At 67.8% G+C, this 21732-nt stretch carries 14 protein-coding genes; 4 read left to right on the forward strand and 10 right to left on the reverse strand.

The features are described from left to right. Nucleotides 1-36: 36 nt before the first annotated feature. The 8 genes from icd to ACOOHF_RS05665 all read right to left on the reverse strand — a co-directional run bounded on the left by icd (nt 37) and on the right by ACOOHF_RS05665 (nt 8130). Complete coding sequence (gene icd, locus ACOOHF_RS05630; protein ID WP_420463726.1) at nt 37-1290, reverse strand: NADP-dependent isocitrate dehydrogenase; 1254 nt, start codon at nt 1288-1290, stop codon at nt 37-39. 174 nt (nt 1291-1464) lie between these two features. Beyond that, entirely contained in the window at nt 1465-2556 is a 1092-nt protein-coding gene (locus ACOOHF_RS05635; protein ID WP_420463727.1) for a PDZ domain-containing protein, read from the reverse strand. Beyond that, nucleotides 2553-3248, reverse strand: coding sequence for a hypothetical protein (locus ACOOHF_RS05640; RefSeq protein ID WP_420463728.1), 696 nt, complete (start codon nt 3246-3248; stop codon nt 2553-2555). Before ACOOHF_RS05640 ends, ACOOHF_RS05635 begins: the two co-directional genes overlap by 4 nt. A gap of 31 nt (nt 3249-3279) precedes the next feature. After that, nucleotides 3280-3837: an RNA polymerase sigma factor gene (locus ACOOHF_RS05645; RefSeq protein WP_419934045.1), complete on the reverse strand. Its 558-nt coding sequence runs from the start codon at nt 3835-3837 to the stop codon at nt 3280-3282. A gap of 1 nt (nt 3838) precedes the next feature. Beyond that, nucleotides 3839-4750, reverse strand: a complete 912-nt coding sequence (locus ACOOHF_RS05650; protein WP_420463729.1) for a phosphatase PAP2 family protein — start codon at nt 4748-4750, stop codon at nt 3839-3841. Further along, complete coding sequence (locus ACOOHF_RS05655; protein ID WP_420463730.1) at nt 4747-5685, reverse strand: NAD-dependent epimerase/dehydratase family protein; 939 nt, start codon at nt 5683-5685, stop codon at nt 4747-4749. The genes ACOOHF_RS05650 and ACOOHF_RS05655 overlap by 4 nt, the downstream gene beginning before the upstream one ends. Nucleotides 5686-5708: 23 nt before the next feature. After that, on the reverse strand, nt 5709-6839 hold the full coding sequence (locus ACOOHF_RS05660) for an N-acetyltransferase (protein WP_420463731.1): 1131 nt from the start codon (nt 6837-6839) through the stop codon (nt 5709-5711). 67 nt (nt 6840-6906) lie between these two features. Beyond that, nucleotides 6907-8130, reverse strand: coding sequence for an aminotransferase class I/II-fold pyridoxal phosphate-dependent enzyme (locus tag ACOOHF_RS05665; protein WP_419934049.1), 1224 nt, complete (start codon nt 8128-8130; stop codon nt 6907-6909). Nucleotides 8131-8347: 217 nt separating this feature from the next. On the opposite strand from ACOOHF_RS05665, the gene ACOOHF_RS05670 reads away from it, so the two are divergent. Together ACOOHF_RS05670 and ACOOHF_RS05675 are read left to right on the forward strand one after the other, a co-directional pair. After that, complete coding sequence (locus ACOOHF_RS05670; protein ID WP_420463732.1) at nt 8348-9814, forward strand: dihydrolipoyl dehydrogenase family protein; 1467 nt, start codon at nt 8348-8350, stop codon at nt 9812-9814. 120 nt (nt 9815-9934) lie between these two features. Then, the gene (locus ACOOHF_RS05675; RefSeq protein ID WP_420463733.1) at nt 9935-14224 is read left to right on the forward strand and encodes an Ig-like domain-containing protein; all 4290 of its coding nucleotides are present in this window, start codon (nt 9935-9937) and stop codon (nt 14222-14224) included. Between the two features lie 18 nt (nt 14225-14242). Here the strand turns inward: ACOOHF_RS05675 and fdhD are convergent, their stop codons facing one another. Further along, nucleotides 14243-15079 carry a formate dehydrogenase accessory sulfurtransferase FdhD gene (fdhD, locus tag ACOOHF_RS05680; protein ID WP_420463734.1) on the reverse strand — a complete coding sequence of 279 codons (837 nt, stop codon included), beginning with the start codon at nt 15077-15079 and terminating at the stop codon, nt 14243-14245. A gap of 83 nt (nt 15080-15162) precedes the next feature. Here fdhD and ACOOHF_RS05685 point away from each other — a divergent pair, with 83 nt between their 5' ends. Then, nucleotides 15163-16827 carry an NADH-ubiquinone oxidoreductase-F iron-sulfur binding region domain-containing protein gene (locus ACOOHF_RS05685; RefSeq protein ID WP_420463735.1) on the forward strand — a complete coding sequence of 555 codons (1665 nt, stop codon included), beginning with the start codon at nt 15163-15165 and terminating at the stop codon, nt 16825-16827. A gap of 100 nt (nt 16828-16927) precedes the next feature. Next, nucleotides 16928-19651 (forward strand): formate dehydrogenase subunit alpha, encoded by a 2724-nt coding sequence (fdhF, locus tag ACOOHF_RS05690; RefSeq protein WP_420463736.1) that lies wholly within the window; start codon nt 16928-16930, stop codon nt 19649-19651. Here the strand turns inward: fdhF and ACOOHF_RS05695 are convergent. Further along, complete coding sequence (locus ACOOHF_RS05695; RefSeq protein ID WP_420463737.1) at nt 19648-21663, reverse strand: aconitase family protein; 2016 nt, start codon at nt 21661-21663, stop codon at nt 19648-19650. The two genes, fdhF and ACOOHF_RS05695, sit on opposite strands and share 4 nt — an antisense overlap. Between the last annotated feature and the right edge of the window lie 69 nt (nt 21664-21732).

Consider the following 21732-nt stretch of genomic DNA (forward strand, 5'->3'; position numbering starts at 1 on the left):
TGGGAACTTCGGGTCGGCACCAGGCCCCGACCTCGCTTACATGTTGTCGATCATCGCCTGGCCGAATTCACTACACCGGAGCAGCGTCGCCCCGTCCATGAGCCGCTCGAAGTCGTACGTCACCCGTTTCTGGCCGATCGTCGTGCCGAGGGAGGATACGATGAGGTCGGCGGCTTCGTTCCAACCTAGATGGCGCAGCATCATCTCGCCCGAGAGGAGGACCGATCCCGGATTCACCTTGTCCTTTCCCGCGTACTTGGGCGCCGTGCCGTGCGTCGCCTCGAAGATGGCGTGGCCGGTCTCGTAGTTGATGTTCGCCCCCGGGGCGATGCCGATCCCGCCCACCTGGGCCGCCAGCGCGTCGGAGATGTAGTCGCCGTTGAGGTTCATGGTCGCGATCACCTCGTACTCCGCCGGGCGCGTGAGGATCTGCTGGAGGAACGCGTCGGCGATCACGTCCTTGACCACCATCCCGTCCGATGTCCTGCACCAGGGGCCGCCGCCGAACTCGCGCGCCCCGAACTCCTCCTTCGCGAGTTCGTAGCCCCAGTCGCGGAAGCCGCCCTCGGTGAACTTCATGATGTTCCCCTTGTGGACCAAGGTGACGCTGCCACACCCGCGGTCCCGGGCGTTGCGGATCGCCGCGCGCACAAGACGCCGCGTCCCTTCCCGCGAGATCGGCTTCACCCCGAGGGAACTGCTCTCGGGGAAGCGGATCGTGGAGACGCCCATCTCATCACGCAAGAAGGCGAGCAGGCGGCGGGCATCGTCGCTCCCGGCCTGCCACTCGATGCCGGCGTAGATGTCCTCGGTGTTCTCGCGGAAGATCGTCATGTCGACGAGTTCCGGCTGGCGAACCGGTGACGGGACGCCCTCGAACCAGCGCACGGGACGGACGCACGCGAACAGATCGAGCTTCTGCCGCAGCGCGACATTGAGCGAACGGATGCCTCCGCCGACGGGCGTCGTAAGCGGCCCCTTGATCGCCACCAGGTGGTGGCGGATCGCGCGCAGGGTGTCCGCCGGCAACCAGTCCCCCGTGCGGTCGAAGGCCTTCTGCCCCGCGAGCACCTCGAACCACACGATCTTCCGCTCGCCACGATAGGCTTTCCTGACCGCCGCCTCGAAGACGGCGCTGGCGGCGTGCCAGATGTCGGGGCCGGTCCCGTCGCCCTCGATGAAGGGGACGATGGGCCGGGCCGGAACATCGAGGCCGTCGCCGACCATTCGGATGGGTTCGCCGTCGGCGGGAGTGGAGAGGCGGTCGTATGCGGGAGCTGTGTCGGACATGGGGAACTCGAATTGTTACGGGAGATGCGGTCGACTCGCGCCCCGAAGGTCGGTGGCGGCGGGCAGGAAGATTTACGCAGGGCCGTCCGTGCTGACAAATGTATACTTTGTATACGAGCGCATGGATCGTATACAAGCCGAGCTGATCCTAGCAGCCCATGTCAAAACCCTGCGTCAGCGCCGGGGCCAGACGGCGCGCCGGGTCTCGTGCCCCTCGCCGATCCACTCCACCGTGGGGCCCTCGCCCTCGGCCGCGTCGATCGCAGCGATGAGATCCTGCACCTCCCGGATCGGCTCGCCGCCCGCGCGCACGAGAAGATCACCCGCCCTGAGCCCGAGACGCGCCGTCATCGTGCCGGGGACAACCCGGAGCACGAGGAGACCACCGAGGCCGGGTCGGCCCGAGAAATCCCGCACCGATTCGAACTCCGCTCCCGCGAACGTCCGGTCGAAGCGGATGGCGAGTCCGGGCTCCGCCAGCGCGACCCCGGCGAGGCGCGCCACGCTCCGGCGGAACTCGATGGACGGGAGGCGCGCGCGGACCCGCCCGACGCGCTGGAGCGTGGTCGAGACATCTCTGTATGCCGACTCACTCTCCCGCTCCAGACTGCCGAGCAACGCCCGCCGGAGTTCCTGGAACTCAGGGCTCGGACGATCGCGCACGAAACTCACCTCGAGCCGACCGTTCACTACCCGCACGGCCGAAGGCTCGACGGCGACGGCTTCGTCCTCGGTATCGCCGACCGTTAGCGCGAAGCCGGCCTGGTCGCTTCCGACCGGACCCGGGAAACGGAGTACGAACACGCGGGCATCACGCAAACCACCCGCCGTGGGCACCCCGGGTCGCCCGATCATCCGAACGCGAACCGGATCCGGCGGCGTGACGGCGGGAATCACGTGAACCGACCGACGCTCTCCCTCGCGCACCACCTCGACCCAGACGGCGGCCCCCGGTCGGATCGCGATGAGCGCCCCGGGCAGGCTGCCGACGGTGATCTCGCGCCCGTCGATCGCCACGACGCGGTCTCCCACGAGAAGGCCGGCCCGGGCCGCCGGCCCGTCTTCCTGCAACTCGCGAATGCGGGTCTCAAGGTCGCAGTTCTTCCAATCCTCCGCGGTTTCCCAGCCGCAGTGGTAGCGTTCCTCGACCCGTACGCCGAGCCAGCCACGAGTCTCGGCGGCCGCAGGTTCCTGTCCCGCGCCGGCCGCGGGGGCCAGCGCCGAACACAGGCCGAGGGCGAGGACGAACCGCCGGGCCTCGGTCACCATGTGAGCACCGCGCTCGCGCGGCCGAGTTCATCGGTCAGACGGTCGCGCAACTCCACGAGCTCCAACAGATAGGCGCTCGCAAAGAAGTCGCCGGGGTCGGTCTCGAGCTGATCACGAAGCGCCCGAATCGAACCGTCCAGCCGTGCGAGCGACTGTGCGATCTCGATCGGATCGCTCTCCCGGTTCCCCGACCCGGAGCCCGGGGAGACCGAGCCCTCTCCCACTTGCCGGAGCGGCGTTCGCAGCGACTCGAGGCGGTTGAGCCCCTCGAGCAGCGTCCGATCATCGGCCGGCGACACGACCGCCGGGAGATCGGCCGTGGTCTCCCCTGCCCCACCTCGGGTGAACTGCAGGCCCGCGATGACTCCGCCCGCGAACAGCATGAGTCCGGCGGCCGCCTGGAGCGGCCCCGGGACGAGCAGTCGACCCGCGAAGCGGCGCCCGATCCAGCGGCCACCCATTCCGGACTCGCGCGCATCGAGGGCGGCCTCGATCGATGCCCACTCGCCCCTCGGCGGCCTCTCCTCGGGGAGCGCCGACAGGGCCATGCGCATGCGGCTCAGTCTCTCGAACTCCGCCTGGCAGTCCCCGCACGTTTCCAGATGAGCCTGGCCATCGCGATCCGCCCAGGGTTCGTCGAGCAGCGCCGAAATGCGTTCGGCCTCAAGGTGTCCGGCGATCATATTCATCCTGTCCGACTTCTCGTCAGCAATGTGTCCATCACAGGCGCGCCTCGTCCTGCGCCCCGTCGCTTCCCGACTTCGCGGGCGCGATCAGCTGGCGCATCCGGGCGCGCGCCTTGTGCAACTGCGATTTCGAGGTGCCCGGCGAACAGCCGAGAGACTCCGCGATATCGCGGTGCGTCCAACCCTCCACATCGTGCAACACGAGGACCTTGCGGTATCCCGGGGGGAGCTGGTCGAGCGCCTGGCTCAACACCCGGCGGGTGACGATCACGTCGTCCTGCGCCCGCGTCACGCGCGGAAGCTCGGCGGCCGATTCCACGGGGCGCCGTCTCGCGGACCGACGCAGCCGATTGAGCGCCACGTTCGTGGCCAGGCGGTAGAGCCATGTGCCCAGGGCCGCGTCGCCCCGGAAGAGGTGAAGCTTCTCGAACGCGCGGATCCACGCCTCCTGCGAGAGGTCCTCCGCCAGGTGGTCGTCGCCCACCAGACGCCTGATCACCGTGTACACGCGATGGGCGTGCAGCTGGTACAACTCCCCCATCGCCCACCGCTCTCCGGCCTTGGCGGAGGCGATCAGATCGCGTTCTTCCACTCTATCCCTCGCGAGGGTCGTTCTCGGAACCACCTGTATTGATGCCCTGGGCCCGGCCTCGGGTTGCCCGCGCGGCCGTGGCGCCGACCCGACGGGCGGCCGCGCAGACCGCCAGCGCGACGATGATTCCGCCCAGGGCGTCCGTCGCATAGTGAAAGCGACCGTACACGGTCCCGAGAGTCAACGCGATCTCGGGGACGATGAGGAGCCAGAACCAGCGCGCATCCTCGCGGCCGGCAGCGACGACCGCGGCCAGGGAGGCCGCGATGTGGGAACTCGGAAACGCCGTCCCCTTCGAGGATCCGGTCTCGAGAATCCCGTGAACGAGCCGGTACAGCGTGCCGTCGCCGATTTCGCCGCCGATCCGGGCGAACTCGTATCTGGGGCCCGTCACCGGGAAGAAGATGAAGATGAGATAGGAGACGAAGAAGGCGGCGGACACGGCGAAGGCGGCGCGCTGCAGGGCGTCGAATCCCCGCGTCCGGTATACGCCGAGCAGGGCGATGGGGACGACCGCGTAGTAGAAGAAGTAGCCCAGGTGCAGGACCTCGGAGAACGGAAGCCACGGGAGGAGCGTGCTTAACTCGATGCTCGGCTGCGCGCCGAAGATCGCTGCGTCCCAGCGCTGCACCGTCGCGTCGAAGTAGCGCTCGGTGAAGAAGCGGTTCAGCACGGCGAGTTCCGCGTACAGCAGCGGCGTGAGCAGGACCGGATAGGCGGCGCGGGCAACCCCGCCGAGGCCGCTTCGCGGGTGCCACGACGCCAGTCGGGTGATCCCGAAGACGATCAGGGCGTGCGCGCCGGCGATCCCCGCACCCGCAAGGCCGCCGAAAGCGACGGCCACGAGGCCGGAGGCCCCGAAATAGACGATGGAAAGGCGGTCGAGGGCGAGGAGGCCCCTCGTGGCGGTCACAGCCGGCCCTTGCGGCGGTACCAGGCGGCGGTGCGGGCCAGTCCCTCCTCGATATCGACGCGCGGACGCCACGGATCGAGCGACGCTCGACTCGGCTCGATGTCGCAGGTCCAGGCGTGCATGGAGAGGTCCCGGGCGCGTCTCCGGTCGATCGCGGGCGCCGTTCCCGTGAAACGCGCGGCCCATTCCGAGAGTAGTCCGGCAGTCAGGAAGACGGCCGCCGGCACCCGGATGACGCGGCCCGGGCGCTCCACGCCGGCGATCAGCGCGTTCGCCACCTCGCCCCACGAGCAGGATGAGGCTGCCGCGATGTGGAGCGGTTCCGGCACCGGAGCCGCCTCCAGCGCGGCGAGAACGGCCGAGACGACGTCGGCCACGAAAACCGGTTGCAGCGGAGCGGCACTGCGGGGAATCACGGTCAAGCCGCGAGCCGCCATGCGGAACAGGGGCAGCAGATCGGAATCGCGCGGCCCGTAGACACCACCGGGTCTCAGGACCACGACCTCCATCGGGCCGCCGATGGTGGCCAGCGCCGCCTCCGCCGAGGCTTTCGAACGACCGTATGGACTGACCGGTCCGGCCGCGCCGTCCGGACCGCGAGCGGCCAGGCTGCTGATGAAGACGAAGCGGCGGACGCCGGCGTCTGCCGCGGCCCGTGCCAGCCTCCGGGTCCCCGTCGCATTCACCGCCATGAACTCGGACTCGTCCCGGGCACGCGTCAACGCGCCGCAGTGCACGACTGCCTCGTACCCCGCCAGCGGAGCGTCCGCCTTGCCGAGGTCGAGTTCGACCCTGTCGATCCCGAGCCGGTGGATTCGGCGCGTATCGCTCGTGCGGCGGGCGCTGGCCGTCACGCGGTGACCCGCCTCGACGAGGGCATCGGCGATATGGCTCCCCAGAAAGCCCGTGCCCCCCGTCAGGAAGATCGATGTCATGGTAAAGGAGCCCAGTAAAGGAACTATAGGGGCGCTTCGTAGAGGCGATACGTGCGGTAGACCCGGCCTCCCAGCCGTTCGATGGCGGCGTTCATCTTGTGGTTGTCCTCCAGGATCCAGGATTGCTCGGCCTCCGTCATGCCGGAGGCGGTTCCGTTCCGGAAAAGGGCAAGGTAAAGGAGGACGTCGATGCCCTTGCCGCGCCATTCCTCCAGGAGTCCCAGGATCAGGACGCGCATGGAGGTGATCTTTCGCTTGTGAATGAGCGCTCTCAGGAGTCCGAGAGGCGTGAGCCTGCCGTTCATCTTCTTCAGGACCTGGTTGAAGTCCGGAATCGCGAGCGCGAATCCGATCATCTCTCCGTCGGGGGTCTCCGCAAACAGCGCCAGGTCGGGATTGAGGACCGGCTTGAGCTCGGCGGCCATGTGATCCATCTCGGCGTCCGTCATGGGGACGAAACCCCAGTTCTTCTCCCACGCGGCATTGTAGAGGCGCCGTACGAGGGCGAGTTCGTCCTCGAACTTCGACATGTTCAGCGAGCGCACGCGGGTTCCGTAGCGACGCGCGACGAGTTTCTCGGCGCGGAACATGTGCTTGGGCCAGGAGCCCTCGGTCATGTGCCAGGCGTACAGGTCCTTGGCCTTCCGCAAACCGGCGCCCTCGAGCAGGGCGGGGTAGTACGGCGGGTTGTGAGCCATCAGGATCACGGGAGCGCCCGGATCTCCGTCGATCAGAAGGCCGCAGATCTCGTTCGTCGAGAAGCTGGTGGGGCCCCGCATCGCCTCGAGGCCGCGTTCGCGGAGCCACGCCCTCACGGTATCGAGCAGGGCTTCGGCCACTTCCGGATCGTCGATGGACTCGAACCAGCCGAAGAAGCCGACCGCTTCTTCGTGCAGCCGCTCGTGGTTCCGGTTCCGGATCGCGCAGATCCGCCCGACCACTTCGCCATCGCGGAGCGCCAGATAGGGCTGAACCTCGGAGTGAAGGTGGAAGGGGTGCTTCGCCGGGTCGAAAGCGGCCCGCACGTCCCTCCTCAGCGGCGGGACCCAGTCGGGATCATCACGGTAGATGGACCACGGGAACTCGATGAAGCGCCCGAGATCGGCGCGGCTCTCCACCGGCACGACGACGAGCAAGGAAGCTGGGTTCGTCATGGGTCGCGACTTCGTTGCGGTTGGTGTCGGCGCCTTTCAGGCGGGTCTGGATCCGATGGCGGCCGGTTCAGACGACGCCGAGCTTCTTCCCGACGCGTTCCACCTGCTCGAGCACGAAATCGAGTTCGTCGTCGGAGTGCGTGGCCATGTAGCTCGTCCGCAGGCGGCAGCTGCCCTCGGGCACGGCCGGCGGAACGACCGGGTTGGTGAAGACTCCCGCTTCGAACAGGGCTCGCCAGAACTGGAAAGTCTTCTCCATCGGACCGATGAGGATGGGCACGATCGGGGTCTCGGTCGGACCGATATCGAACCCGATCGACCTGAACCCCTCCATCATCTTGTACGTGTTCTTCCAGAGTTGCTCACGGCGCTCGGGCTCGCTGCGGATGATCTCGAGCGCCTTCAGCACGGTGGCCGCCGAGGCGGGCGGCATGCTCGCACTGAACATGAGGGCGCGGGCGTTGTGCTGGAGGTAATCGATGACCTCCGCGGTACCTGCGCAGAATCCGCCGATGGAGGCGAACGACTTGGAGAAGGTTCCGAGAATAAGGTCCACTTCGTGCGTGAGCCCCCAGTGTTCGGCGGTGCCGGCACCGGTCTCGCCCAGCACGCCCACGGCGTGCGCGTCATCCACGAGGATCGCCGCGCCGTACTCTCGCCTCAACTCGACGAGGGCGGGCAGGTCGGCGATGTCGCCTTCCATGCTGTAGACGCCGTCGACCGCGATCAGCTTCCCGCGCGCGGGCGCTTCCGCCTCGAGCATACGGCTCAGCGTGGTGAAGTCGTTGTGGTTGAATCGTCGCGTGCGGCCGAGCCCGAGGCGCGCGCCGTCCTGGAGGCTGGCGTGGTCGAACTTGTCGATGAAGACCGTATCCGCGCGCCCGATCAGCGCACCCAGCGTGCCCAGATTGGTCTGATACCCGGTGGAGAATACGAGCGCCGCCTCCATCCCCACGAAATCGGCCAACTCGGCTTCGAGGCGCTCGTGAAGGTCGAGGTTCCCGTTGAGGAAGCGGCTGCCGGTGTTGCCGCTTCCGAACTTGTCGAGCGCCTCGCGCGCCGCCTCGAGGATGCGCGGATCGTGGGTAAGCCCCATGTAGTTGTTGGAGCCCACCATGATCTTGCGGGCGCCCTTGATGACGACCCAGGTGTCGTGCGAGGCCTCGATGGGCATGAAGTACGGGTAGAGCCCGGCCTCGCGGAGGCCGTGTACCGTCGCTAACTCACGACACTTGGCGAGGATCGGAGGCGGCTCCGAATGGGCTCTGGTCGAGCCCCCGGACCGTGACACCGCAGCTTGAAATGTGGAATTCGACACAACGCGAAGCTAATCGCGAATCGGGACCCCGGGCAAGCAAAAAAGAGCCCTTGCCCGGTGACGGATTTCGGTCGCGCGTGAACGTGGGGTGGGAGGTGGTGTAGTTCCGCTCACGGCGACCTGCCGCGGGCGAGTCTCGCCGCGCGTCGCTGACGTGCGGATCGGGTGACCCATCGAACGGGGAGGGATCGTGGCTCGGGACGACATTTTCGACATCGTGGCCATAGGCGGGGGCACGGCGGGTCTGGTGACGGCTGCCGGGAGCGCGGGGTTGGGGGCGCGTGTCGCTCTGATCGAACGCGACCGCCTCGGCGGCGACTGCCTGTGGACGGGCTGTGTGCCTTCCAAGGCCCTCATCAGCTCGGCGCGTGTCGCGCATCACTTCCGTCACGCCGCCGCGCACGGCCTGCGGGGCGTCCGGCCGGAGATCGAAGGCGCGGACGTGCTCGCCAGCGTCCGTGACGTTCGGGCCGAGATCGAGCCGCACGACGACCCGGAGCGCTTTCGCGCCATGGGCGTCGATGTCGTGGAAGGTTCGGCGCGCTTCGTCTCCCCGCACGAGGTCGAGGTGAACGGTCGCCGTCTGCGCGGGCGTCGCTTCGTCATCGCCACGGGCTCGCGGGCCGCGGTGCCTCCGATTCCCGGCCTCGAAGAGGCGGGCTACTTCACCCACGCGGAGGCTTTCGACCGGGACACGATCCCCGGTTCGCTGGCCGTGGTCGGCGGCGGGCCGATCGGGGTCGAACTCGCGCAGGCGTTCCGGCGCCTGGGGGCCGACGTCACGGTCGTCGAACTGCTCGACCGGCTGATGGTGCGAGAAGAGCCCGAACTCGCGGAGCTTCTGACAGACAGGCTCCGGAACGAGGGGATCCGTATCCGGACCGGCCGAATCGTGACGCGCGTCGAGCGGGCAGGAGACCGACGCCGGGTGACGATCGCTCCGGCCGGGGATGCGACGGGAGCCGGGGCGGACACCGCCGAGACGTTCGAGGTCGACGAGGTCCTCGTCGCCGCCGGGCGGGCACCGAACACGGAGGGGCTGGGGCTGGACGTGGCGGGCGTGGCGATCTCGAAGGGTTGGGTTACGGTCGACGCGAAGCTGCGGACTTCACGGAGACACATCTTCGCCGCCGGCGACGTGACCGGCGGCTTCCTGTTCACGCACGTCGCCGACCACGAGGCGCGCACCGTCGTGCAGAACGCGCTCTTCCCGGTGCGGGCGAACATCGACTACGGCGTGATCCCGTGGTGCACCTACACCGATCCCGAACTCGCGCACGTCGGCCTCACCGAAGCCGAGGCGCGGGAGCGCCACGGATCCGCGGTGTCGGCGCACGTCTACGACATCGGGAACCTGGACCGCGCCATCGCCGAGCGCGCCGCCGTCGGGCGCGTGAAGATCGTCGTCGGGAAGGGCGGTTCGATTCTCGGCGGGCACATCCTGGCAGCGGGCGGAGGGACGATGATCGCGGAGATCGCGCTCGCGATGAAGGCGGGGGTGAAGCTGGGGACGCTCGCTTCGCTGGTCCATCCCTACCCGACGATGAGTGAGGGTGTGAAGCGTACCGCCGACGCCTACCGCAGATCGACACTGACGGGATGGAGGAAGTCGGCTGTCGATCTGGCGCTGAAGGTGGGGAGATCGATGCCGGCCTGAGCGGACCGCGGAGTCCGCCGGGGCCGCACCGCTGGAACTTCCCGCACTCTCGAGAGTAACTCCGAGGATATCTATTCGCTTGAAGGTCTTGGAGTTGAGCCACTCACCGGAGGATCCCGCATGTCAGGTCTCGTCGGAACGCGTTTGGGCTCGGAAGCAAGGCGGCGGCGCTGGCACCCGCGCGATGCGGCAGTCTCATGGGCGGTGCTGGCGACGCTGGCGTGCGGAGAAGATGTCTCCGCCCCGCCGCCGCCGCCGCCGGAGCCCCCCCGGCCCACGACGCTCTCGATCAACCCTTCCACTCTTGCGTTTCAGGCGCTCGGCGACACCGCGCGACTCGCCGCCGAGGTGCGTGACCAGAACGGGCAGATCGTAAGCGGCGCCTCGGTGACATGGGTGAGCGGTGATGCCCTCATCGCGACCGTCGGCGCGACGGGACTCGCGACGGCGGTCGGGAACGGCACGGTCTCCGTCAGCGCCAGTGCGGAAGGCGCGTCGAGGAGCGCCACGATCACCGTGGAACAGGTCGTGAGCTCTCTCGACCTTTCGCCCTCCTCCCTCATGCTCGCCGTGGGCGACACGCTCCGCCTGACGGCGGACGCAGCGGACGCGAACGGCCACTCCGTCGCCGAACCGGAGCTGACCTGGCGGACGAGTGACGAGTCGATCGCGACCGTGGACGCCACGGGACTGGTTGGTGGCACAGGCATCGGGATGGCGACGATCACCGCCATGGCCGACGAGGCCTCGGCCGATGCGGGCGTGGAGGTGCTGGACGGCGCCGACGAGGATCGCCTCGCCTTGACCAGGCTCTACGCCGTCACCGACGGTCCGGGCTGGATCAACGACGACAACTGGTTGACGGACCTGCCGCTGGCAGACTGGCGCGGCGTCACCGTAGACGCGGAGGGCCGGGTCACCGAGTTGGATCTGGAAGGCAACAACCTCATCGGCGTGATCCCGCCCGAACTCGGCAGGCTCACCCGCCTCAGGGAGTTGACGCTCATCCGCAACACCCTGGCGGGCACCATCCCGCCCGAACTCGGCAGCCTGGCAAACCTCGAGGTTCTGGGTCTCGCCATAAACCGGTTGACGGACGCCCTGCCGCCCGAACTCGGCAAACTCTCCACGCTGAGAGAACTCCTCGTTTACAGGAACTCCCTGAGTGGCGGCATCCCCGCTCAGTTCGCCGAGCTGGGCCGTCTTGAGAAGTTCGTCGTCTATTGGAACCCCCTCTCGGACCCCATCCCTCAAGGCTTCCTGCAACTCGATCACCTCGATGAATTCGACGCGTCGTTGACCTCGATCTGCGTCCCCGGCACGACCGCGTTCGCACGCTGGCTGGAGGACCTCCGAGTCCCGGTCTTTGAGGAATTCTGTAACGAAGAGGACGTGGCGGTGCTCGACGGGTTGTACCGGACCACGGACGGCGAGAACTGGGACGAGTCCAGCGGCTGGGGCGGCGGTGTCGTGCTCGAGACATGGCACGGCGTGCGCGCCGACTCGCTGGGCCGCGTGGTGGCCCTCGACCTGAGCGATAACGGACTCACCGGACCCGTCCCTGGTTCCCTGGGGCGGCTGGCCGGGCTCACGGAGTTGCGCATCGGCGGCAACGATCTGACGGGGCCGCTGCCCCTCTCTCTCGCCCGATTGCCGCTGCGGGCATTTCACTACGCCGACACCGGGGTGTGCGTACCGGACGATGAGACGTTCCGCGACTGGTTGACCGGGATTCCATCCCACGACGGCCCGGACCTGCAGTGTTCCACCACGGACCGTGACGTTCTGGCCGCGCTGTACTTCGCCACCGACGGCCCGAACTGGGCCCGGAGCGACAACTGGCTGACGGATGAACCGCTGGGGTCCTGGTACGGCGTGGAGGCGGACATCACCGGCATGGTGCTGGGATTGCAGCTCCGAAACAACGGCTTGACGGGAGAGATCCCCGAGGAACTCGGGAACCTCTCACAGTTGGAGGCTCTGGAACTCGGGCGCAACGGGCTGCGGGGGTCCATCCCATCCGAACTCGGCAACCTGCGCAGCCTGCTAAGCCTGTCACTCAGCCGGAATCAACTGGAAGGCTCCATCCCGCCGGAACTCGGCAACCTCGTCAATCTCACCGACCTTGACTTCTACTTCAATCAGTTGACCGGGTCGATTCCGCCCGAACTCGGCAACCTGTCCTCACTGGGTACGGTCCGGTTCGACTTCAACAACCTCACGGGGCCCATCCCGGCCGAACTCGGCTACCTCGCCAACCTCGCCAACCTGTCGTTTGGAGGGAACAAACTGTCCGGTCCCATCCCGACCGAGCTCGGCAGACTCGCCAACCTCAGCAATCTGTCGCTGACGGGGAACGAACTGTCCGGTCCCATCCCCTCCGAACTCGGCGACCTCGCCATCCTCGTGAACCTGGGGCTCAGTGAGAACGAGCTGAGCGGACCGATCCCGCCGGAACTCGGCAACCTCGCGGGCCTCGTGAACCTGGGGCTCCGTGAGAACGAGCTGAGCGGACCGATCCCGCCGGAACTCGGCAACCTCGGGGGACTTGTGTATCTGACGGCCCGGGGAAACGAACTGACCGGACCGATCCCCTCGGAGTTGGGCACCCTTACCCAGCTCCAGATCCTCGATCTCGAGTCCAATGCGCTGACGGGTCCGATTCCGCCCGAACTCGGCAACCTGGCGGCCCTTTCCCGGCTCGATTTGGCCGCGAATCAGCTCTCGGGGCCGCTGCCCGCGGAATTGGCCGCATTGACCGGTCTCGACGCGCTTGAACTGACCAGCAATCCAGGGCTCGCCGGTCCACTCTCCATCGCGCTGACAGCCCTTGGCCAACTCGATGTGTTCCAGGTCGGCGGCACGGAGCTATGTGCGCCGCCGGAGGCCGCCTTCATCCGTTGGCTGGAAGCCATTCCCACCCGCAGAGTGGCACGCTGTGTCGAGAGTGAGCGAGCGGAGTCCGCGGCGTACCTGGTCCAGGCCATCCAGTCGCGGGCACACCCCGTCCCCCTGATCGCGGATGATCCGGCCCTGCTGCGGGTCTTCGTCGCGGCCCCCGCCGCCGGCGGCGAGACGCTTCCGGCGGTACGCGCGCGATTCTACCACGAGGGGGCGGAGGTACATCGCGAAGACATCGCGGCGGGGACTGCCGTGATTCCCTCCTCGCTGGATGAGAGCGCGCTCGAGCGATCGTCGAATGTCGAGATCCCGGGCTGGGTGATTCAGCCCGGCCTGGAGATGGTCGTCGAGATCGACCCGGAGGGGACACTTGACCCTGGGATCGGGGTCCGGAAGCGAGTCCCCGCCGAGGGGCGTACCCGTGTCGACGTACTCGCCATGCCCCCTCTGGAGCTGACGCTGATTCCGATGTTGTGGGGCGTGGCGCCGGACTCGTCGATCCTCGGCATAACGGACGGCATGACCACGGACGGCGAGCTTCTCGCGCCCGTGGGTTCGCTGCTCCCGGTCGCGCAGTTCAACTTCACCGTGCACGATCCCGTCGTGACATCGAGTCGGAGCACCTTCGATCTGCTCGGCGAGGCCTGGCTGATCCGACAAATGGAGGGTGGCACCGGATACTGGATGGGCACGATGACCGAGCCATCGGTGTCGGCGGGGTTGGCGCAACTCGGCGGACCCGCCAGCTTCGCGATACCGGACCGTAAGGCGATCGTTCACGAACTGGGGCACAACATGGGTCTTGACCACGCCCCCTGTGGTGGTGCCGGCGGCTCCGATCCGGCGTTCCCGCACGCGGGCGGAGTGAGCGGCGCCTGGGGGTATGACTTCGAGCGCCGCGCGCTGGTCTCGCCGGAAACCCCGGATCTCATGGGCTACTGCAATCCCAACTGGATCAGCGACTACTTCTTCACGAACGCGACCCAGTTCCGTCGGTTCCGAGAGCATGAAACGGCCGGAGCTGTGGGGGCGCCGACGCGAACGCTCCTGCTGTGGGGAGGGGTCCAGCCGGACGGAGTGCCCTTCCTCGAATCATCTTTCGTGGTAGATGCACCGGTCAGCCAGCCGCAAGCGGGCGGCCCCTACGAAGTCAGGGGCACCGCGGTGGACGGCCGTGTGCTTTTCTCCGTGAACTTCGACATGTCGGAGTTGGCCGACGGTGAGGGTGGGTCGCGCTTCCTGTTCACCATCCCGGCCGAACCCGGGTGGGGCGAATCCCTGGCGGGTGTGACGCTTTCGGGGCCTGATGGCGCCGCAACGCTGGATGCGGAGACCGACAGACCCGTCGCGATCATCCGCAACCGGGTCCACGGCCGCGTTCTTGCCATTCTGCGCGGGGCGCCGACAGGTGCGCTCGCTCAGGCCTCCGTGGCCTCGCTGGTCTCGGACCCCGACTCGGAAGTGCTGTTCAGCCGGGGCATCCCCGACCCGGAGGCCTGGAGGCGGTGATCCGGGCGGCCGGGACGGTCAGCCGATGCGGTGGCGGCCTGTGTAGACGTTGAAACCCGTCGGCTTCGCGAAGCCTGCAAGCGTCATCCCGAACTCCTTCGCCACGTCGACGGCGAGGCTGGACGGCGCGCCGACCGCCACGACGATCGGTATGCCGGCGGCGAGCGCCTTCTGCATGATCTCGAACGACGTGCGGCCGCTGACAGCCAGCACGACATCGCCCAGGGGCAAGCCGCCATTGAGGAAACGCTCGCCGATCACCTTGTCGAGCGCGTTGTGGCGTCCGACATCCTCGCGGAGCAGTTGAAGCTCGCCGCTCACGTCGAAGAGACCGGCGGCGTGAAGTCCGCCCGTGCGGTCGAACACGGGTTGGCTGCTGCGAAGCGCTTCCGGGAGAGAGCGCACGATCTCGCCGGTCACGGTCGGACCCTCCGCGGGTATCGGTGCGCAGCCGCGAATCTCGATCGCCTCGAGCGAGGCCTTGCCGCAGACACCGCAGCTCGACGTCGTGTAGAAGTTACGGGTCAGCTCCGCCGGGTCGAAGCGGGCGGTTTCGCTCAGCTGGACCGTGACGACGTTGTACTCCTGCGTTTCGACGTCAACGCAGTAGCGGAGGTCTGCCACATCGGATCGGTGGGCCAGCAGACCCTCGGAGAAGAGGAACCCGGCGGTGAGGTCGAAGTCATCCCCGGGCGTGCGCATCGTGACCGCGACCTGATGTTCCTCGCCCGCGTCGGTGGCGATTCGGATTTCGAGCGGTTCCTCGACCGCCACGGCATCACGCCGTCTGCGGCTCGATGTGTCGGAGACGCGATCGATGTCGACGCGGGCGGTGTTTCGGCGAGGCGAGATCATGGCTCGAAAGTACGGTTCGGACGGCGGTTGCGCCGGGGTCGGTTTCGTTGCCGCCGCGAGCGGCGACAGGTAACTATGACGGCATGACAACGCCCTCCGACGCGGATCTCCTCGCGAACTGGCGAGACGAGTCCGCTCCCCTGCTCCCGCTGCTGCACGCGTTTCACGAGCGCGATGGGCACCTGTCCGAGGAGGCGCTGCGTACGATCTCCGACGATCTCCGGATCCCGATCGCCGACCTGTTCGGCACGGTGACGTTCTACCATCACTTCGCGCGCAAGCCGGGGGGACGCGGGCACCCGCGGGTGTGCACGGGGCCGGTATGCGCGCTCCGCGGCGCCGATGAACTGCTGGCCGGGTTACCCGGGGCGCTTCCCATGCCTTGCCCGGGGCGCTGCGACGAGCCGATCCCGGTGCTGGAACGCGATCAGGTTCGCTGCGGAGCGACAGTCGCCGAACTCCAGACCGGCCCCTCCCCTCTGCCTCCCGATCCTCGTCCCGGCATCGAAGAGTGTGTGTTCGCGCACATCCGAGCGCCGGGGCGGGCCACGCTCGCGGGCTATCGCGGGAGCGGTGGCTACTCGGGGCTCGCGGCAGCGCGCCGCGGACGCCCGGAGGAGGTGCTGGATCTGATCGACGCGAGCGGCCTCGCGGGCCGGGGTGGCGCCGGCTTCCCGACCGGGAGGAAGTGGCGGGCCGTGGCGGAAGCCGCGGGCGAGCCGAAGTCCATCGTGTGTAACGCGGACGAGGGCGAGCCGGGGTGCTTCAAGGACCGGGCGCTCATGGATTACGACCCGCACGCGGTCATCGAGGGGATGCTGGCGGCCGGTTTCGCCACCGGGGCGACCCGAGGTTTCATCTACCTCCGCTATGAATACCCCGACACCCTCGACATTCTCGAGAGAGCGCTCGACGAGGCCCGGGCCGAGGGGTTGATCGGGCCTGCCGCCTTCGGGCCGGGGCGGCCGTTCGACCTCTGGGTACGCCGCGGCGCGGGCGCATACATCTGTGGGGAGGAGACATCCCTTCTCAACAGTCTCGAGGGCAAGCACCCGTTCCCGCGCAACCGCCCGCCCTTCCCGGTGACGCACGGATACGAGAACCTGCCCACCGTGGTGAACAACGTCGAGACGCTCGCGTCGATACCACACATCCTCGTGCACGGCGCCGACTGGTACCGGGGACTCGGTATCGGCGAACACGCCGGTACCAAGGTGATTTCGCTCTCGGGCGACGTCGAGCGACCCGGAAATTACGAAGTTCCGATGGGCTTTCCGCTGATGACGCTGATCGACGGCGGGGGCGGCGGCGTACCTGGTGGCCGTGCGATCCAGGCGGTCACGATGGCCGGGCTGTCGGGCGGCTTTCTGGCGGGGGAGGATCTTGAGGTCACGCTGGACGAGCCCTCGATCCGATCGAAGGGGTCGTTCCTCGGCGCGGGCGGGATCATGGTCTTCGACGACTCCCGGGACATGGTGGAGGTCGCGCATTCCGCGATGGAGTTCTTCGCGGAGGAGTCGTGCGGCAAGTGCTTCCCCTGCCGCATCGGCACGCAGCGCCTCACCGAACGCCTGCACGGCGGGGGTCCGTCGGATGTCGGCGACTGGATCGATGAAGTCCACGATCTTGGCGTCACGATGAAGGAAACGAGTGCCTGCGGGCTGGGTCAGGCCGCTCCCCTCATCACGGAAAGTCTACTCCGCTATTTCCCGGATCGGGTTTCGAGGCACGTAACCGCATCCGGGTAGGGCGCGGGACCGGACATTTGTCGCGACGGACGCGGGCTGCCATGTTAGTTGGCCCGGCAGCTTCCAGCGGCGCGGGGTCTCCAGGGCTCCGGAGGTTGGATTGAGCGACACAACGGGCAACAACTCCGGCTTCGATTTCGAGATCACGCTCGACGGCACGAAGGTGGGTGTCCGTCGTGGCGAGAGCGTCTACGAGGTCTCCGAGCGGCACCAGAAGGAGATCCCGACGCTGTGCTACGATCCGCGCCTGGAGGCCTTCGGTGGCTGCCGCCTCTGCATCGTCGAACTCGACGGCGCCCGCAACCCGGTAGCCTCCTGCACCATGCGGGCGGGACGGGGCATGCGGATCACGACGCGATCCGCACGGCTCGACATGCACCGCCGCGTCCTGATGGAGATGGTCGCGTCCGAGAACCGCGACACGGATGTCGATCCGCTGTCCGGGTACGCCTCTGGGGAAATGGCAGTTCTTCTCGACCGCTACGAGGCCCGAACGGGCCGTTTCGCGGGGGCCAGATCGGGCCGCAGCCGTCCCGACGACGACAACCCCTTCATCCTCCGCGACTACGAGAACTGCATCTCGTGCTACCGCTGCGTGCGGGTCTGCGCGGAGCAGGAGGGCGACTACGCGATCTCCGTCATGAATCGCGGCTTCGAGACGCAGATCACGACGGAGTTCGAGGGCCTGCTCCGGGACTCGGCCTGCACCTTCTGCGGACAGTGCATTCAGACCTGTCCCACCGGGGCGCTCGCGGACATCAAGGCGCTCGCGAACGCCGCGGTCCCCGGTGAGACGAAGAAGACGCGGACGATCTGCCCGTACTGCGGGGTCGGCTGTTCCGTCGACGTGATGAGCCGCGGGGACACGCTGATCGGCGTGCAGCCGGCGATGGATGGGCCCGCCAACGAAGGCGCGCTCTGCGTGAAGGGCCAGTTCGCGTTCGATTTCGTGCAGCATCCCGATCGGCTCGCGCATCCCATGGTGCGCGGCGAGGACGGCGAACTCCACGAGACGGACTGGGACACGGCGCTCGACCGGGCGGCCGCGGGGTTCACGTCGGCCCTGGAGGACTACGGCCGGCACTCCGTGTACGGCATCGCATCGGGCCGCGCGCCGCACGAGGCGGCCTACATGATGCAGCGCTTCATCCGAGGCGCGTTCGGTACGAATCAGATCGACAACTGTAGCCGTGCCTGACACGCCCCCACGGTCGCCGGTCTGGCGGCCTCTATCGGACGGGGGGCGATGTCGAATCCGCTCGAGGACATGGAGAAGCCCGATGTGATCTTCTGCATCGGGACCAACATGACCGAGTGCCACCCGGTGGCTGCCACCCGCATCAAGCGTGCGGTCGCCCGCGGCGCCAAGCTCATCGTCGCCGATCCGCGCCGGATCCCCCTCGCCGAAATGGCGGACATCTACCTGCCGCTCCGGGTCGGGTCCGATGTCGCGCTCCTGCTCGGAATGGCACATGTGATCGCCCGCGAGGGACTCGTCAACGACGAATTCGTGGCCGACCGAACCGCCGAGGGCCGGGACTTCGTGGAACACGTGCTGGAATATCCCCCGGAATGGGCGGAATCGATCACCGGGGTGGACGCGAAGCTGATCGAGCAGGCGGCGAGGTGGTACGGTGCCGCCGAGCGCGGCGCGATCTACTACACGCTGGGGATCACGGAGCACATCTGCGGCGTGGACAACGTGCAGAGCCTCTGCAATCTCGCCCTCATGACCGGCAACATCGGCCGCGAGGGAACCGGCATCAATCCGATGCGCGGCCAGAACAACATTCAGGGCGCGGGAGACTGCGGGGCGCTTCCGAACAACTATCCCGGCTTCCAGGACGTGCTCGACCCGGTGCATCAGGCGAAGTTCGCCGCCGTCTACGGCCGAGAGGTGGACCTCGAACTAGGGCCCACGAAAGTCACGGCGCTCGACATGTGCGGCGACCGGATCCGGGCCATGATCATCAACGGCGAGAATACCGTCGTCACGGATCCCGACCGCGAGCACTGCGAGCACGCGCTCAGGAGCCTCGACCATCTCGTCGTCATCGACATCTTCCTCACCGAGACGGCCGAATTGGCCGATGTCGTGCTCCCGGCCACCGCCTGGGCGGAGACGGACGGCGTGTGCTCGAACACGGAGCGGCGCGTGCAGCGTCTCCGGAAGGCGGTCGACCCGCCGGGCGAAGCCAGGCCCGACTGGTGGTGCGTGTCCCGGATCGCCCAGCGGATGGGACTGACGGGTTTCGGGTTCGAGTCGGCGAAGCAGGTCTTCAACGAACTGTGCTCGCTGTCGCCGATCTACCGCGGCCTCGACTGGGACCGCATCGAGCACGGTGAGTACCACTGGCCGGTGCCCGAGCGGGGCCACCCCGGCACACCGATCCTCCACCAGGGCGAGTTCGAGAACGGGCGCGGGATCTTCCAGTTGGTCCGGTACCGAGACCCGGCCGAGACGATCTCCGAGGAATATCCGATCTGGCTTACGACCGGACGCCGCCTGCCCGCCTATCACACCAGAACGCAGACCGGACGCGCGGCGGGGATCGAGTACCTGCTGTCGGAAGAGCGTCTTGAGATGAACCCCAGGGACGTGTCCAGATGGGGTCTCCGGGACGGCGGCTGGGCGACGATGTCGAGCCCGCGCGGCCAGGTACGGATCAAGGTCGAGGCGAATGACCGCTCTCCGCCCGGAACCGTGTTCGCGTCGTTCAGCTTCAATGATGTACCGGTGAACTATCTGACCGGAGGCGGCTACGATCCGATCACGCACACGGCCGAGCTGAAGGTCTGTCCGGTGAGGGTGGAGCCGGCCTAACCGCCCGCCCAGGCGTGGCGGTCGTAGGCGACGATCCGCCCCTCGATCGCCGAGGCCACGCACGTGAGCGGACTTGCGAGGTAGACCTGACCGGGACCGCTGCGGCCCGGGAAGTTCCGGTTTATCGAGCTGATCGTGACCTGCTCCCGCGAAGTCGACACTCCCGGTCCCGCGTTGATGCAGGCCCCGCAGCCGGGGGCCAGCATCTCGAACCCCGCGTCGCGCAGTGCCCTGTCGTGGCCCTGCTCGCGGCTCCAGGCCTCGACGTCGATCGAACCGTACTGCGCGTACGCCCGCACGGAATCGGGAACACGCCGGCCCGCCTCCACTGCCTTGCGGGCCACCTCGGCGTACAGCTCGAAGTCCGTACGCTTGGAGCCCGTGCAGGACCCGATGAACACCAGGTCCAGTTCGATGTCCTCGCCGAGAGCGGAGATCGGCACGCCGTTCCCGGGGTCGCCGGGGGTCGCGACCAGGGGCTCCACCCGGCTCGCGTCGATCCCGATCGTCGCCGCGTATTCCGCTTCCGGATCGCTGTGGAGACCCTCACACAGAACCCGCACCTCGTCCGCAGACATGCCCCGCCGCCCGGCAAGCCAGGCGACGGTCTTCTCGTCGGGCGCGACGATGCCGGTGAAGCCCCCCACCTCGGCCGCCATGTTCGTCAACGTCACCCGCTCATCGATCGACATGGCGTCGATCGCTTCTCCCGCGAACTCGATAATCCGACCGATGGCCTCCCCGCTCTTGACGGTCGGGTGACGGAGCAGCTCCAGGATCAGGTCCTTCGCGACCACGCCGGGGCGCGGTGTGCCGGTCATGTGGACCCGAATCGACTCCGGCACCTCCACCCGGACGTCTCGTGTAGCCCAGGCGTTGACGATCGCGGATGTGCCCACGCCGAAGGCGACGCACCCCAGCGCGCCGGAATGCGGTGTATGCGAATCGCTCCCGATGATGACCTGCCCGGGCAACGCGTACCGGTCCTGCACCACGATGTGGCAGATCCCCTCGCTCCCGGTCCGGTCCGGCAACTCGCCGTGCAGGCGAACGCCCTTGGCGGCCGCGAACTCGCGCTGGCGGTCGTGAAGGGCGTGCGCCGCATCGAGCAGCCCCGCGGCCTTGCGTTCCTCCGTGATCACCTCGTCCAGGAAAGCCAGGTGGTCCCGGAAGAAGAGGATCGAATCCGTGTCGTTGAGCCCCGCGTCGCCGGCGAAGTCCTCCCAGAACGTCGACGCCATGGGCGTCACGTACTCGTGAGAGAAGCGAAGATCCGCTCGCACGAACCCGGTGTCGCCGGGCTTCACGGCCGGCACGCCAAGGGCATCGGACGCGGCGTCGGTCACCCAGTGCCGGGCCAGGATCTTCTCCGCGATGGTCTGCGGCCGGACCTCCGGCGTGTCGATCTCGGGGAGAGCCACGAGCCCCTTGAGCCGCGCCACCGCGTACTCGAGCAGACCGCCGTACTCGATGATGTCCCGCTGGATACGTCCCGCGTCCCCGATGAAGGCCTCGAGCGGTATCTCGACCCCGCGCCGGATCTTCTCGATCAGTGAGAAATCGGTCGAGGCGAGCAGGCCGATGTTCGCGCAGTTCTCCTCGTAGATCCGCTCGATGTTCTCTCCGATGACGACACGCAGGCCCGCGGCGCGCTCGGCGTACGGCGACGCCTCCCGGCTGGACCCCTTGCCGCGCCGCTTGCCGGACACCGAACACACGAAGCCGCCGTTTCGGATGTCGTTGCGGCCGATCGGCCGCTTATCGCCACACAGGAGGCCTACGTACGGGTATTCCCCCAACTTCTCGTCAAAGTGGTAGCAAACCCAGCCGGGGGTGATTTCGTCGGTCGAGATGTCGTCCCGCAGGGGGATCGACGGATCCCAGTCGAGGTCTTCGCCCGCGAGCTGGCGGCGGATGAGGTCCGGGTCTTCAGTCAGGAAGAGGACACGGCCCTGGAGCCGCACGGTCGGCGGCCGTTTGGCGACCTCGGTTTCGAGGAGATGTTCCAGCATGTCGGCGCTTCAGTCCTGTCGAGGGCCCGTGAAGGCGAGGATGATAGGGTCGCGGGACCGGACGGGCCA

It is taken from the genome of Candidatus Palauibacter sp. (genome assembly GCF_965216145.1).
GTDB lineage: Bacteria > Gemmatimonadota > Gemmatimonadetes > Palauibacterales > Palauibacteraceae > Palauibacter.

Excerpts from the sequence above, each read along its gene's own strand:
- ACOOHF_RS05695 (WP_420463737.1), bottom strand. The coding sequence starts at position 21,663 with ATGCTGGAACATCTCCTCGAAACCGAGGTCGCCAAACGGCCGCCGACC.
- fdhD (WP_420463734.1), bottom strand. The coding sequence starts at position 15,079 with ATGATCTCGCCTCGCCGAAACACCGCCCGCGTCGACATCGATCGCGTC.
- ACOOHF_RS05640 (WP_420463728.1), bottom strand. The coding sequence starts at position 3,248 with ATGAATATGATCGCCGGACACCTTGAGGCCGAACGCATTTCGGCGCTG.
- icd (WP_420463726.1), bottom strand. The coding sequence starts at position 1,290 with ATGTCCGACACAGCTCCCGCATACGACCGCCTCTCCACTCCCGCCGAC.
- ACOOHF_RS05685 (WP_420463735.1), top strand. The coding sequence starts at position 15,163 with ATGACAACGCCCTCCGACGCGGATCTCCTCGCGAACTGGCGAGACGAG.
- ACOOHF_RS05660 (WP_420463731.1), bottom strand. The coding sequence starts at position 6,839 with ATGACGAACCCAGCTTCCTTGCTCGTCGTCGTGCCGGTGGAGAGCCGC.
- ACOOHF_RS05655 (WP_420463730.1), bottom strand. The coding sequence starts at position 5,685 with ATGACATCGATCTTCCTGACGGGGGGCACGGGCTTTCTGGGGAGCCAT.
- ACOOHF_RS05675 (WP_420463733.1), top strand. The coding sequence starts at position 9,935 with ATGTCAGGTCTCGTCGGAACGCGTTTGGGCTCGGAAGCAAGGCGGCGG.